Raw genomic sequence first — 13,807 nt, 5'->3', positions numbered from 1 at the left:
CAAATCCCGGACAACTTCGGCGAAGTCGGGGATATAAAATAAGAGCGTTTTATGAGGTTTATCTACTTAAAATCCAGTAACAGGAATGTTTTCCACAATTTCAACGCGCCACCTGCCGCATATATTCCCCCCACAACTGAGCGGCATTTGCACTACCTCCCGCAGTCGGAGAATTATCATCATTTCCCAACCAAACTCCTGTCACCAGTTGCTGACTCGGAATATAACCGACAAACCACAAATCTCTATTATCATTAGTAGTGCCTGTTTTTCCAGCTTCTCCCAACCCCAAAGCAGCACTGCTACCCGTACCTCCCCGCACCACACCTTGCAGCATATCAGTCATCGTATCCGCTACGGCTTCCGAAACTAACTGCCGATTGGCAATGCCATCTTTTTGATACTCATAAATCACCCGGCAACTGTTAAAATCATTTCGATCTTTGCAATCGCTGCTGTCAATAATTCGCTTGATTACGTGGGGGCGATTGCCCAAACCCCGATTTGCCAACACCCCGAAAGCACCCGTTAATTGCAACACATTAACTTCACTTTCACCTAATACTAAACCCGGGTTAGAACGCAGTTCAGAAGTAATTCCCAAACGTCTGGCCATTCCCACTACATTGTCTAAACCGACATCCTGGGCTACCCTCAATGCAATTGCATTTTCCGACAACGCCAAGCCGCGATACATATCAGCACTGCCGCTGGTTCTTTCGCAGGCGCTGTAACTTTGTCCGCCCCAAGAAAGGGGGGCGCAAGAATAAGTTTTATCGGGTGATATTCCCCGTTCCAGCGCGGCTGCATAGCTGAAAATCTTAAATGTAGAACCGGGCTGTCTCAAAGCTTGGGTAGCCCGATTAAACTGACTTTTCAAGTAATCTACGCCCCCAACTAAAGCTAAGACTTCCCCGGTTGTACTATTGAGAGTTACCACGGCTCCTTGAGAAAAGCCAGCACTTGCTCCGGCATTTTCAACAGCATTTCTGAGGGAAGCTTCAGCCACTTTTTGCAAGCCGGGATTCAAACCTGTTTCTACAATAAAATTGCCTTCTCTGGCTAACTGCTCCCCCAGCAAAAACTCCAATTCGTCAAATACATAACTGTAGAAATAAGGAGCGATCGTACTTTGGAGATATTGGCGAGCTTTGGGATTGATCTCAATTCGCGATCGCCTCGCGCGATCGGCTTCTTCCTGAGAAATCGTCCCCAGTGCCCGCATCCGTTCGATCACTCGATCGCGGTACTGTACCGCCAACTGATAATTTTGAATCGGATTAAAACTGTTTGGCGCCGGCAAAATTCCCGCCAAAGTCGCAGCCTCTGACAAAGTTAAATCCTTCGCAGACTTGGCAAAATAAAACCGAGCCGCATCCTCAAAACCGTAAAGGTCAATTCCCAAAAACACGCGATTCAAATAAGTCAGCAACAGCTCATCTTTGCTGTAATAATTCTCCAGTTTCAACGCAACTACAGCTTCCCGTAACTTGCGCCCTGCCGAATCTTGAGTTCCCACATAATCTCGAAACAAACTCCTCGCTAACTGCTGCGTCACAGTGCTGCCGCCTTCGCGAATTCCTCCCCCGCGAACATTAGTCAAAAGCGCGCGCAAAACTCCGATCGGATCTACCCCCAAATGCCAATTGTAGCGGCTGTCTTCCGAAGCAAGTACCGCCTTGGATAAATAAGGCGAAAAATCCTGCAATCGCTTTAATTCTAAGTGAGCGTTATTCTGAGGAGGACGCAGCGGAGTTTGCCCGTCGCGGGCGTAAACAATCACGGGGCCATTGATACTTCTCGGCAGAGGCCGCACTTTAAACTTTGTGGATTCCATACCTACCAACACCGCAATCAAAGCGGTGATTCCGCTGACGCCGTAAAAGCTGTAACGCACCAGTTCCAAATACCAAGGCGGCGGATATACGAATTGAATTCTAACAGCGGCGGCTAGTTCCGGCGGCCCTAAAGTGAACACGTCTCCGTGACGCAGGGACATACTTTTAACTCGCCTTTTGCCATTGTAAATGCCGTTGGTGGAGTCTTCATCTTTGATCACAAAAGGAGTCCGCCGCCGACTATCCCGCGACAGAGATAAGTGCACGTGACTGACAACGGGATTGCGAACTACTATATCTGAAGATTTGGACGATCGACCTAACAAATATCGATCGCCCAACAGCGGATAAACCTCAGCTTTAGCTGCACCCGCATCCTGCACCCACAGTTCGGGTACTCTGGCATTAGGTTTCAGCGCTAGCTGGTTAAAATTAACCTTAGCAATAGTCTGGACTGCTTGGGTAATCGCACCCAAGACGGTTTGAGGTTTGCGGGGCGGCGGCTGTGGGGTCATATTTCGCTGTGCACTACGATCGAGCGATCGGCTCTTGCACCATTCTACTCGCAACTTTTGGCTAATTTCACGATCTGCCCACACTCGATCGGCGATCGTCGGCTAGTGGCGATCGATTTTGGGGCTATTGGTGAGCCCGCCCCGGAACAGTTTATCGAGCAAATCTCCACCCAACCACCAAAAATCCCCCTCTCACCCGATGATTAAATTCTCATAAACTTGCCTAAAAATTAATACTTTCGATAACATTTATCCCTGATTTAGCAACCAACTTCGCCTAATAATTAAAACCCCCCTTTTTCAAGGGGGGTTAAAAGCCAAAAATCAGCTTGATTCTCCTTACATCGAAGAACCCAAACCGGCATAAGCACCGTAGAAGAAAAGACTCACAATGCTGAGAACACCGAGGCCTGCAACAGTAGCTACCAGCCACAAAGGAATTCTGCCACTTTCACTAAACATAGCCATCACCTCACTAATTTACAGCTCAACAAATTCCATCGAACTATCGAAAGCAAACTCAGACACCAGTTAATTAAAGAAATAACTGGAGAACAAAATACCCAAAACAAAAATCAGCAACAAACCCAAATACAAAGAAGTCCGGTTTAACTCAACAGGCTGCTCGTTGGGATTAGGAACGCGCTCAGGCATTGTAAACTCCTATCGTTGAATAAATTGCATTGCTGCGATCGCGCCCAAAAAGAAAATTGTTGGGACACCTAAAGTATGAACTGCCAACCAGCGCACCGTAAAAATCGGATACGAAATTGGCTCATTATTTGGGGTTCTGCTCGTCATTTTTCCAAATCCTTGTTAAATTACTTGGCGTTAATGAACTGATCTACTTGTTTCTTAGCTTCAAAGCGATCCGAGATAATCGGCACTTCTTCCCGCTGCTGTGTGAAATACTGGTTAGGGCGAGGAGTTCCGAAAGCATCGTAAGCCAAACCCGTTTGCACAAACAGCCATCCAGCAATAAACAAAGCCGGAATGGTGATGCTGTGAATTACCCAATAACGGATACTTGTAATAATGTCCCCAAACGGACGTTCTCCAGTTGTACCAGCCATTTAGAATCCTCCTTTCAACAACAAATTGACAGACAATCTCTATTACTATTCTACTATCAAGCAGCTTGCGCTGAACCTTGATATTTAAGTAGAGTACCGCTCGCACCGATCACAAATCCGCGATCGGGGCCCATAAAGACAATCCTGTAAAAATTAGCGGGAACATCTTCTACTTCGCGGTCTTTTAGCCAAGTTTTCCCGCCGTCCAAACTGCACAGCAAATTGCCGCCGCCGCCGGCTACCCAAACTTCATTATCAGTCCGGTAAGCCATGTCCAGCAAACCCCAACTCGCCTTGCGATCGGGAAAAAACGGTTTTCCCCAACCTTCAGGATTGGACGGGTCACTAAACTGAATCTGACCACCACGGGCGAGCATCCACAAACGCCCGTCCTTGGTAAAGCCCATATTTTGCAGGCGGCGAGAACTATTGCGGTTGTGAGGTTCCCAAGCTTCTTGTCCTGGTTTCCACACCGAGTAGAAATTGCCCTTCGAGGAAACCGCAACATACTGCCCGTTTTCAGAACGGTTGATATTGCGAACTACCCCAAAAGAATCCTGCACGACAGCTTTCCAATTTTTGCCGCCGTCCGAAGTCCGGTAAATCGCCCCGACATCGGTCGTCATCTCGGCGGAATTCGGGCCCAAAGCTGCGATCGTACTCGGAGAACCGGGCAACTGAGAGCTCAAAGCAATCCGCGTCCAAGACTTGCCCTCATCGTTCGTGTGGAGCAAAACTGAAGGCTGGCCGACAATCCAGCCTTCGGAACCCGAAAAACTCACCGACGCAAAACGCGACCTAGGATCGTCGATATCCAGTGCTATAGACTTCCAGCTAGTGCCGCCGTCCATCGTTTCGAGCAGAGTCGCCTCAGAACCAACAACCCAGCCGTGTTGAGGATTGCCCGTAAAGGCAATATCCTGCAAATTAGCTTCCGTCGGCAAGGAAATCACTTGCCAGGGGTTGTAACTCACAGCACCGATGGTGCTGCAACTCGTACAGATGAGGGCCGCGGCCAATAACATTACAATTCGTTGCCAAAATCTCACAATCGTTTTACTGCAAACCATACATACTAAGTAAAAACAAGAAACCAACGACCAAGCCGCCAAAAATCAGCAAACTTTTCTGACCTTCGGTCATGCCGTTGACACCGACACCGTAGCGCTGATTTGCCTTAAATCCAGACACCCCTTCCATCTGACCGAGATTTTGAAACATCGACTTGCGCGCCCCGCAAACGGGACACACCCAAGTCGGGGTCACATCTGTAAAAGCAGTGCCAGGGGCAATTGCATTTTTAGGATCGCCCTTTTTAGGATTGTAGACGTAGCCGCAGGCTCGGCACTCGTGCCGATCGAGGGTATTAGTCTCCGTGGCTCGATCGCTCATAAATCCAAAAGAGTAGGTCAGCTAATCGTGAAGTACCTCAACTAAACTTCGTTCGAGTTGGGGCTTCCAACTAAAACTCATCTGAGGACGGTCTTATTCGTCTTCGAGGTTTCCCGTCTCAACCGCCGATGCCACGTTAGGGACACCACAAGGGTGTTCGACACAAAGCGTCGATGATGGTCTTACTTAGCGTCCACAGGCAGCCGCCCGTCTTCCACAGGCAGTTACAATATTAAAATATACATTAAAAATTATTGCAGAAGATGGAGGATTAATCTCAACCAACTCGTAATTTCAGTTACCCAAAATCTATATAATGTAAAGATCGAGTTACAAACCCTTTCACCTAGGCAGTAATTATTCACCGTGTTTGCACTCAGCGGCTACGAGTATTTCTTAGGCTTCCTGTTAATTTCCAGCCTAGTCCCTATCCTCGCCCTCACGGCGTCTAAGGTACTGCGGCCCAAAAGTCGTCCCTACGACCGACGCACTACCTACGAATCTGGCGTCGAGCCGATCGGCGGAGCCTGGATTCAGTTCAACATCCGATATTATATGTTCGCCTTAGTCTTCGTCATCTTCGACGTAGAGACGGTCTTCCTCTATCCTTGGGCGGTTGCTTTCAACCAGCTAGGACTGTTGGCTTTCATCGAAGCCTTGTTTTTTATCACGATCCTCGTTATTGCTCTTGTCTATGCATGGCGCAAAGGAGCCTTGGAATGGTCTTAAGTTCTGACAAATCACAAAAACCTCTAATTGTCAACCCCGCTATTCGCCCTGAAGTCACATCCGAATTGTCAGAGAACGTCATCCTAACTACGGTTGATGACCTCTACAATTGGGCGAGACTTTCGAGCTTGTGGCCGCTGCTTTACGGTACCGCTTGCTGCTTCATCGAATTTGCAGCTTTGATCGGTTCGCGCTTTGACTTCGACAGATTCGGCTTAGTACCGCGATCGAGCCCCCGACAAGCCGACTTGCTCATCACCGCCGGCACAATTACCATGAAGTACGCCCCCATCTTGGTGCGGCTGTACGAACAAATGCCCGAACCAAAATACGTGATCGCGATGGGTGCTTGCACCATCACCGGGGGAATGTTCAGCGTAGACTCCACCACAGCAGTCAGAGGCGTTGACAAACTGATTCCCGTAGATGTGTACATCCCCGGCTGTCCTCCCCGTCCAGAAGCGATTATTGACGCAATTATCAAACTGCGGAAAAAAATCGCCAACGATTCTATGCAAGAACGGGCCAATTTGCTGCCAACCCACCGCTACTACACCAGACCCCACAAAATGAAAGTAGTAGACGACATTTTGGACGGCAAATACTTGTCAGTTCCAGGCCGGATCGCGCCGCCGAAGGAATTGACGGAAGCAATGGGAATGCCAGTACCGCCGGCTTTGCTTGCAGGACAAAAACAGGAGGTAAACCGTGGCTGAGACAGAATCTGCAATTGTTGAAGCCGGGAAGGTTTCCCAGTGGTTGACTCAAAATGGCTTTGAACACGAAGCTTTAGCGGCCGATAATTTGGGCGTGGAGATATTAAAGGTCGATCGAGAATTCCTAATTCCGATGTCAACAGCACTGTATGCCTACGGGTTTAATTATATGCAGTGCCAGTGCGCCTACGACCAAGGGCCAGGAGAAGATTTAGTCAGCGTCTACCACTTGGCTAAACTGACAGATAATGCTTCCAAGCCTGAAGAAGTCCGCGTCAAAGTATTCATCCCCCGCGACGATCCCAGAGTGCCCTCAGTCTACTGGATTTGGAAAGCAGCCGACTTTCAAGAGCGGGAATCCTACGATATGTACGGCATAGTCTATGAAGGACATCCGAATCTGAAACGGATTTTGATGAACGAAGATTGGGTAGGCTGGCCGCTGCGGAAAGATTACATTTCCCCGGATTTTTACGAATTGCAAGACGCTTATTAAGGGAGTTTTGTGAGGGCGGGTTTAGAGCATAAATTGAACTTTTGGGGTTAAGTTTTAGGCAAAACCCGCCCTCTCTTTTTTGGCTAATTTTGATTAACTGGTTCCTAGGCTCGGTCGGGGAACTGATGCCCAAAAACGCTATTTTCAAAAAAGTATTAGTATGGTTTACGAAACTGCGGGTTTAATAGCTTTACTAAGTATCGTAATAGTTTACCTGCAACTTCGCAGGGGTAAGAACAAACCAGAGGATAACAGGCCCGAAGCACAGAAAGTTGAGCTTAGGCAAATAAATCAGCACTTACAACAAGCAAATAACCTATTTACCGCCTTTATAGTTCAAATCCTGGCAAGATTTAAGCAAAAAGAGGCAGAACTCAAGGCAGCTACTACTGAGAACAATTCTTTGAAGCAGACGGTTCAAAGCCTACAACAACAGTTAGCAAGCGTTGAGAGCGAAAGAGATGAAGTAAGGAAAATTTCAACAAATCTTCGTATTGAAAATATTTACTTTGAACAAAAAATTGAAGAACTAGAAGCTCATAAAAAAGTTCTTATTCAAGAATTGGGTGGTTCTCTCAGCAGTCAAGATATAGAGTTTATAACGTGGGAATTTTTAATCGAGAAAGTTAAAGAGGTTACTAGGCAGCTTAATGAAGTCATAGCCCAAAATCAATCACTCATTCAAACAAATAGGGATTTACAGCAAGAAAGAGACGTTCTGAGGAGAGAGTTAAATCAAGTTAAAGATAATAATACTAGATTGACACAAGATAATCTACAACTCCGAGCTAGCAAAAACTCTTTAGAGTCAGAAATAAGCCGAGCACAAGACCGAATTCAACCTTTAGAGATAGATAATAACCAGCTAGAGCAAGAAAAAACACAATTAGAAAGAGAGCTTTATGAGTTAAATTCATTAAACTCCAATTCATTAAACTCCAATTCACGTCAATTAGAAACAAAAGTTAAGCAACTAGAAGAGAATGCCAGAGAGCTAGAAAAAGCCAAAATAAGTTTAGAGCTACAGCTTAAGGAGGAGAAAAATAGAGTTCCACTTCTTCAGCAAGAAATTGAGAGTTTGAAAAATAAAAATCCGGCTCAGGAAATTAATCGGCTGCTTGCAAAAAGAGCTCAACAAGAGGAGATCATAAAAGAGCTAAGAGAAGAAATTGAGAGTTTGATAATTATAAATCCGGATAATGAGGGAATAAGATTCTTAGAAGATTATAATGATTTAAGTTTATTAGAAAATTATAATGATTTAGTTTATTTCGTTCAAACATCTTTAGGAACTTCAGGTATAGAGGAATTAGATGATTGGGGGAAAACAGAAGAGTTTTACATAGAAATTATCAGTAGACTTTGTTTTATCGATACGATCCTCATAACTAAAATAAAATCCTTGGAATATAAATTCCATCCCGTTTATAAGGAATATATTGCTGCGAGTTTAGATATTAGCTTTAGCTATCCCGGTGATTTTTTGTTTTGGAGTAATGGCGAAATGTGGTGGGAACTAAGTTATTTCTTCAATAATAAGTTGTAATTAATAGTTTATAAATCTAACCCATGAGTTCCAACGAGCGCAAAAAAAAACTAGAATACGGGAATTTTCCGACACTGTATTATAAGTGCGTGGAGGTAATAAAAGTGGCAAAAAATACAATTAAATTACTAGATGTCGTTGCCTTGACAGTTGATGTTCCTGAATACAATCTGTGGCGCGGACAAGTAGGGACTGTGGTGGAAATGTTGGCTGATGGCGCAGCGTTCGAGGTTGAATTTAGCGATCGCAACGGACGCACTTATGAATCTGTCGGGCTGCATCCAGAGCAAATCATGGTGTTGTACTTTGAGCCAGCATCACCCGATCGCAAACTCGAAATGGTTACAGCTTAGCTTTTTCGATCGATCGCCAGCTTAGCCTAGTAGGTTGTAAAATATAAGTGTAAAGCTATAAAAACACCTATGACACTCACTCTCACTCTGACACCAGAAATAGAGCAATACTTAACACAAAAAGCTCAACAGCAAGGGCTTTCGACAGAAGCATACACTCTGCAACTGCTGATAGAACATATTATGCTAAAACAAAAGCAGGCAAAATCGGTTAATCTGCTTCAGTCTTGGATGGATGAAGAAGATGCCGAAGAGCAACAAGAAACAGGTGAGTATCTGATTCAGGCTCTTGATGAAGATCGTTTATCCGATCGCCAGCTATTTCCTATCGAATTAAAAGGTGTAACTTGGTGAGCAGAGTCGTTTTGTTAGATGCAGGCCCAATTGGTTTAGTTACGAATCCAAAACTATCTCCTGAAAGCACCCTTTGTACTCGCTGGTTGCAAACACTTATTACATCCAGTATTCGAGTGATTATTCCCGAAATAGCCGATTATGAAGTCCGTCGAGAATTGCTGCGGGCCAACAAAATAAAGGGTATTGCTCGATTAGATGAATTAGCCAACTCGGTTGAGTATTTACCCATTACAACTGCTGCTATGCGACAGGCTGCAATGTTTTGGGCGCAAGCTCGTCAGCAAGGACAACCGACAGCAGGTGATAAGACGATTGACAGCGATATGATTTTGGCAGCACAGGCGACGACTCTTGATGTTGTGGATGTTGTAATCGCGACAACAAATGTTGGCCATCTTTCTAGGTTTGCGACCGCCGATTTATGGCAAAATATCAATCGAGATTGAGATTCTGGTGCTGATTGGAGAGATAGCTAAGGCAATAAAGGCGCGATCGCAGTTTATAAATATAACCGATGAGTTCTAGCGATCGCAAAACAAGACTAGAATACGGGAATTTTCCGACACCGTATTATAAGATTATAAGTGCCTGGAGGTAATAAGAGTGGCAAAGAATACAATTAAATTACTAGATGTCGTTGCCTTAACCGTTGACATTCCTGAATACAATCTGTGGCGCGGACAAGTAGGGACTGTGGTTGAACTGTTGGCTGATGGTGCAGCGTTTGAGGTGGAATTTAGCGATCGCAACGGACGCACTTATGAATCTGTCGGGCTGCATCCAGAGCAAATCATGGTGTTGTATTTTGAGCCAGCATCACCTGATATCAAACCCGAAATGGTTACAGCATAAGCGGCACAACTACTTGCGGACTTTATAACAAATTGGAGTTAGAGAAAAAAACTAATATCAACCAGGAAGCAATCGGCTAGTTTTCTGGCTTCATCTATTTCGATCGCACTTTCAGCGACAATAATTTTATCAACCTCTGTTTCCGTTTAAGCAGGTGCAGTTTGAGCGGGTGCGTTTTGGGCGGATGTACCCGGTGGGTTATTGCCGTAAAACAGCCGTCCCCAGCCGGTTTTCGGACCATCTGCCGTCCAGCGACAGGTCAATTCCTGGCGAGAATAGGTCAATCCGCCGCCATCTTCAGAAACGTAGCCGTCCAACAAGTTGCCGAACGGATCGTTGATAATGTAATCGCCGTCTGCGTTGCGACCGATCGCCACAATCATATGCCCGCCTGTAGGCGCCGACGGCGGCCCGTGATGCAGAATAGCAAGGACAGCAGGCAGTCCACTGGCTAGCGATTTATCCAGATCGTCAAAATCGAGATTAGTATTCCAGGTCGATTGAATTCTCAGTTCTGCCAGCGCCTGAGTTTGGGCGGTATGGTCGATCGTCTCGCCATACTTAATCACGTACTGGAAGTAGTCGTCATCCCCGGAAATGTTTGCACCCAGGAACTTAGCCACCATCGCACAACTGGAGGTATTGCAAGTTCCGTAGGGTTGCTCCATATTGTCTCGTTGGGAGAAAAAGGGAACGGGGAGTTGAATTGCGCCGTTGCTTGCCGCCGGGGCAGAGGGAGGCGGGGCGGGGGGAGCCAGGGGAGCAGTGGGCGCGGGAGGAGGAGCGCTCATCATGGGACTTGGGGGCCCGGCCGTTGCACCCATCATCGGTGCTGGAGCAGCAAAGGTCGCCATCATCGGGCTGGGAGCGGCTGCCGTTGCTGCCATCATCGGTGCTGGCGCAGCAGGGGTCGCCATGAGATTGGCGGCACTAGACCCGATATTGCCGACGATCGCGACATCGGGTGCGCTGACAAACCAGACGTGGCGGTTTTCAGGGCCGAGTCCGCGATCGATCGCCACTTGCAGGTGATTGTTGTCAGCTTGAGCATAGGACATCAAGCCAAAGCTATTGCCACCACCGACCCAAATCTTATAGTTATCGGGCAACAATGATGAATGTTGGGGACTGGGACTGAGCTTGAATTCGGTATTCTGGCGAACTTGCAGAATGCCCGCAGCCCCTGGGACAGGAAAGGCGGGGGCCGGAGTCCCCCAAAGCTGTTGCTGTTGGGGGGGGCCGACGGGTTCGGGTCGATCGAACAGGGTTTTATCGGTGGCGACAGTGTTGGCTGTATTAATAATTTGCTGGATTTGCTCGTTTTCTTTGGCTTGCGGCTGCAACGTCGCGATGTAGTTTTGTACGTCGTTCTTGATGATACTTTCGACCCGGCCCGCAAAGTTCGCATAGCCGTCGATATGGTCGCCCAGGTTGTCGTAGGGACCACTCAATTGCACGTACTGCCAGCCTTCAGCCTTGAGGTCTTCGGCCATTTTGCGATAATCTCGCCAGCGATCGCCATAGCGATGAAACTCATCTAGCGCCGCAGTGACGGCAATCACCTGACTTAAGAAAAAGGGGACGTAACGAAACCAATCGCGAAAGTATTTATTCTCGTTAGACAGTTGCATATTAATCCCCACCAGAGCAGGCAGCAGCACCCCGCTAATAATCGTCGTCAGACGCAATCGGTAGTGCATCCGGCGGCACTGATCCGCTTTTTTATCCGCCCACACTACCTGATCGATCCAGCGCTGTTTGAGCGACTGTTTGTAGAGGTTGGGGAGTTTCAACTGTTCGACTAAGCTTCCCAACTCTTCGCGCAGGTATTGTTCGTAGGTATTTTTCTTAGCCATCGGGATGTCCTGTTAGAGGGTTGATTAACAGTAAGACTTTTTCTGACATTTGCTAACAATCACTTACATTTGCCTTCTTGTCTTCATGTCATATAGAATGAATTTAGCCACTCAGATGTAGGTGAAAAACCTTGGTAGTACGCAACCGCTATATAAATAAGTTGCCTCTACATTATCAAAGCAAATAATCAGATTGGCTAAGAGCTGTAAGCGATAACCAAGCTGAAGGCAAGAATATAAGTGCTTGTAGAAATTTCTACGGGCATCGGTTGATACGCCTTGGTTGAGATATGATCTCAACTTATGTATTTGTTAGCAAATGTTAGCAAAAAAGTATCGGTACATCTGAGGTTGATTAACAGCATTCAGTCCCGGATTTCGGATACTCAATCGAGTCAGCATGATTAACTCTCAACCTAGGGGCGCACGGCCGTGCGCCCCTAGTTTCAACTTTCAACTTTTAAGTTTTCAGGCGGTAAATGGTACTCTGTCCACCGTAGGAGCCGTCAAAATCCGTATCGCTTTCCCACCCAAAGCAAGCTTTAGAGGATGAGTTGGAGAGGACTCGACTGCAACCATCGGTCAGTCCAATCCCAATGTGTGCTTCTCCATCCGCAACCACCAAATCGCCCGCTTTCGCCGATTCTCTCGACACCAGTTGTGCTCGCCCTTGTTTGAGCGCGTCCAGGACTGCGGGAACGTCATTGGGATTGTCGCCAAGTGGGCTGAGGCCTGCATCCTGCATGACTTTGTTGACCGTCCAGGCGGAGGCGTTGTTGTCGCCATCCGGGCCGTCGGCCGTAGACATTCCCTGCAGTTTGAGGGTGGAGGCGAGGATGCGAGCATTCAGGTCGGCGATCGCGGTTTGCTGCACCGCAGCGCTGGCAGAGGGGGCTGCTGCAAACGCGGCAGCCGGCTGGGCAAAAGCCATTTGCGTCGGTGCCGGTGGAGGCGCAAACGCGACCTCCGGCTGGGCCACAGTCGGCTGAGGCATTGGCGCACTCGGTGCGGGTGGGGGTGCAAAGGCGGCGGGATGTTGGGCGAACGCGGTTTGCGGCATCGCGGTATTCTGAGGGGGGACTGGTGCGATCGAGGGTTGCCCTGGAGCGTTGAACGTCGCAGGTTGCGCTGGGATTCCCATTGCTTCAAAGCCATTGTGAGGCGGGTTGGCAGCCCCGTAAGGCGGCTGTTGAGGCCCAGGAGTGGGCTTTGCAAACAAGGTTTTATCGGTGGAAACATTCTCGACGGTTTTCAGGATTTGCTTGATTTGCTCTTGCTCCTTAGCCTGTTTTTGCTGCAACGCCGTGATATAGTTTTGTACGTCATTCTTAATCAAGCTTTCGACCCGACCTGCAAACAGGGTATAGACATCTTGGTGGGTTGTAGATTCGTTGTTCTGGGTCCGGGGTTTGAGGGCTTTCGAGTCTTCGACGCTGACTTCGGACATCCCACTGCCCGACAGGGGAGGCGGACTATCGTCTTCTTCGTGGGTTTTGTAGCGATAGGGGCCGCTCAATTGCAGGTATTGCCAGCCTTCTGATTTGAGGTCTTCGGCTAGTTGTCGGTAGTCGCGCCAGCGATCGCCAAAGCGCAAAAATTCTTCCGTTGCCGCACTGACTGCGATAATTTGGCTCAAGACAAACGGGACGTAAGAAAACCAAATGCGAAAGTATTCCTTATCTTTGTCCCGTGGATTGCCCAGTTGAAAGTTAATTGCAACTAGGGCCGGCAACAGTACACCACCGACGATCGTCGTCAGGCGCAAGCGATAGTGCCAGCGACGGCATTGTTCGGCTTTCTTATCCGCCCAAACCAATTGATCGAGCCAGCGACTTTTGAGCGACTGTTTGCAAAGATCGGTTAGCTCCAGTTGCTCGACCATATCGGTCATTTCTTGGCGCAGGTAGTCGTAATACGAGGTCTTTTTCGCCATGTGGGCTTCTGTTTGGATGCGCTATATTGTTTAGATCCGCATCGTGGCTGCGAAATCGGAGTTGTTCACCCCCTTTAGGATCGCGAATTAAATAACTTACAATTTTAATTGTTATTGTGGGATGGGCGTCCCGCCCGTCCAAAAAGGACGG

Annotated in this window: 17 protein-coding genes; 8 read left to right on the top strand and 9 right to left on the bottom strand. The window is 47.6% G+C overall.

What is annotated here, in order from left to right; genetic code table 11:
* Positions 1–100: 100 nt before the first annotated feature.
* The 7 genes from QUB16_RS21955 to QUB16_RS21925 all read right to left on the bottom strand — a co-directional run bounded on the left by QUB16_RS21955 (position 101) and on the right by QUB16_RS21925 (position 4,818).
* Complete coding sequence (locus QUB16_RS21955; RefSeq protein ID WP_333319389.1) at positions 101–2,353, bottom strand: transglycosylase domain-containing protein; 2,253 nt, start codon at positions 2,351–2,353, stop codon at positions 101–103.
* Between the two features lie 339 nt (positions 2,354–2,692).
* Positions 2,693–2,815, bottom strand: a complete 123-nt coding sequence (locus tag QUB16_RS21950) for a photosystem II reaction center protein J (RefSeq protein ID WP_006635506.1) — start codon at positions 2,813–2,815, stop codon at positions 2,693–2,695.
* 69 nt (positions 2,816–2,884) lie between these two features.
* Positions 2,885–3,007 (bottom strand): photosystem II reaction center protein L, encoded by a 123-nt coding sequence (locus QUB16_RS21945; protein ID WP_015176850.1) that lies wholly within the window; start codon positions 3,005–3,007, stop codon positions 2,885–2,887.
* Between the two features lie 9 nt (positions 3,008–3,016).
* Positions 3,017–3,154 carry a cytochrome b559 subunit beta gene (gene psbF / locus QUB16_RS21940; protein ID WP_006635504.1) on the bottom strand — a complete coding sequence of 46 codons (138 nt, stop codon included), beginning with the start codon at positions 3,152–3,154 and terminating at the stop codon, positions 3,017–3,019.
* Positions 3,155–3,174: 20 nt separating this feature from the next.
* Positions 3,175–3,426, bottom strand: a complete 252-nt coding sequence (gene psbE / locus QUB16_RS21935) for a cytochrome b559 subunit alpha (RefSeq protein WP_333139432.1) — start codon at positions 3,424–3,426, stop codon at positions 3,175–3,177.
* A gap of 56 nt (positions 3,427–3,482) precedes the next feature.
* Entirely contained in the window at positions 3,483–4,496 is a 1,014-nt protein-coding gene (locus tag QUB16_RS21930; protein WP_333319357.1) for a photosynthesis system II assembly factor Ycf48, read from the bottom strand.
* A complete protein-coding gene (locus QUB16_RS21925; RefSeq protein WP_333206831.1) occupies positions 4,483–4,818 on the bottom strand; it encodes a rubredoxin in 336 nt (111 codons plus the stop codon). Before QUB16_RS21925 ends, QUB16_RS21930 begins: the two co-directional genes overlap by 14 nt.
* Before the next feature lie 366 nt (positions 4,819–5,184).
* Between QUB16_RS21925 and ndhC the strand changes: the two genes are divergently transcribed.
* The 8 genes from ndhC to QUB16_RS21885 all read left to right on the top strand — a co-directional run bounded on the left by ndhC (position 5,185) and on the right by QUB16_RS21885 (position 9,867).
* On the top strand, positions 5,185–5,547 hold the full coding sequence (gene ndhC / locus QUB16_RS21920; RefSeq protein ID WP_006635500.1) for a photosynthetic/respiratory NAD(P)H-quinone oxidoreductase subunit C: 363 nt from the start codon (positions 5,185–5,187) through the stop codon (positions 5,545–5,547).
* Positions 5,538–6,263 (top strand): photosynthetic/respiratory NAD(P)H-quinone oxidoreductase subunit K, encoded by a 726-nt coding sequence (gene ndhK / locus QUB16_RS21915; RefSeq protein ID WP_333319355.1) that lies wholly within the window; start codon positions 5,538–5,540, stop codon positions 6,261–6,263. The genes ndhC and ndhK overlap by 10 nt, the downstream gene beginning before the upstream one ends.
* Positions 6,256–6,759 (top strand): NAD(P)H-quinone oxidoreductase subunit J, encoded by a 504-nt coding sequence (locus tag QUB16_RS21910; protein ID WP_333319353.1) that lies wholly within the window; start codon positions 6,256–6,258, stop codon positions 6,757–6,759. The genes ndhK and QUB16_RS21910 overlap by 8 nt, the downstream gene beginning before the upstream one ends.
* A 160-nt stretch (positions 6,760–6,919) precedes the next feature.
* The gene (locus QUB16_RS21905) at positions 6,920–8,305 is read left to right on the top strand and encodes a hypothetical protein (protein ID WP_333319351.1); all 1,386 of its coding nucleotides are present in this window, start codon (positions 6,920–6,922) and stop codon (positions 8,303–8,305) included.
* 23 nt (positions 8,306–8,328) lie between these two features.
* Positions 8,329–8,658: a DUF4926 domain-containing protein gene (locus QUB16_RS21900; RefSeq protein ID WP_333319349.1), complete on the top strand. Its 330-nt coding sequence runs from the start codon at positions 8,329–8,331 to the stop codon at positions 8,656–8,658.
* A gap of 69 nt (positions 8,659–8,727) precedes the next feature.
* Positions 8,728–9,012 carry a hypothetical protein gene (locus tag QUB16_RS21895; protein ID WP_333319347.1) on the top strand — a complete coding sequence of 95 codons (285 nt, stop codon included), beginning with the start codon at positions 8,728–8,730 and terminating at the stop codon, positions 9,010–9,012.
* Positions 9,009–9,461: a nuclease gene (locus QUB16_RS21890; protein WP_333319345.1), complete on the top strand. Its 453-nt coding sequence runs from the start codon at positions 9,009–9,011 to the stop codon at positions 9,459–9,461. Before QUB16_RS21895 ends, QUB16_RS21890 begins: the two co-directional genes overlap by 4 nt.
* A gap of 157 nt (positions 9,462–9,618) precedes the next feature.
* A complete protein-coding gene (locus QUB16_RS21885) occupies positions 9,619–9,867 on the top strand; it encodes a DUF4926 domain-containing protein (RefSeq protein ID WP_333250885.1) in 249 nt (82 codons plus the stop codon).
* Between the two features lie 146 nt (positions 9,868–10,013).
* Here QUB16_RS21885 and QUB16_RS21880 read toward each other — a convergent pair whose 3' ends face one another.
* Together QUB16_RS21880 and QUB16_RS21875 are read right to left on the bottom strand one after the other, a co-directional pair.
* Positions 10,014–11,723, bottom strand: a complete 1,710-nt coding sequence (locus QUB16_RS21880; protein ID WP_333319342.1) for a DUF4231 domain-containing protein — start codon at positions 11,721–11,723, stop codon at positions 10,014–10,016.
* 460 nt (positions 11,724–12,183) lie between these two features.
* On the bottom strand, positions 12,184–13,656 hold the full coding sequence (locus QUB16_RS21875) for a DUF4231 domain-containing protein (protein WP_333319340.1): 1,473 nt from the start codon (positions 13,654–13,656) through the stop codon (positions 12,184–12,186).
* Between the last annotated feature and the right edge of the window lie 151 nt (positions 13,657–13,807).

This window comes from Microcoleus sp. D3_18a_C4, assembly GCF_036702415.1.
In the GTDB taxonomy this organism is placed as follows: Bacteria; Cyanobacteriota; Cyanobacteriia; order Cyanobacteriales; family Microcoleaceae; genus Microcoleus.
Note: the sequence above shows the minus strand (reverse complement) of the source record. Positions and strands in the feature narration are given on the sequence as shown.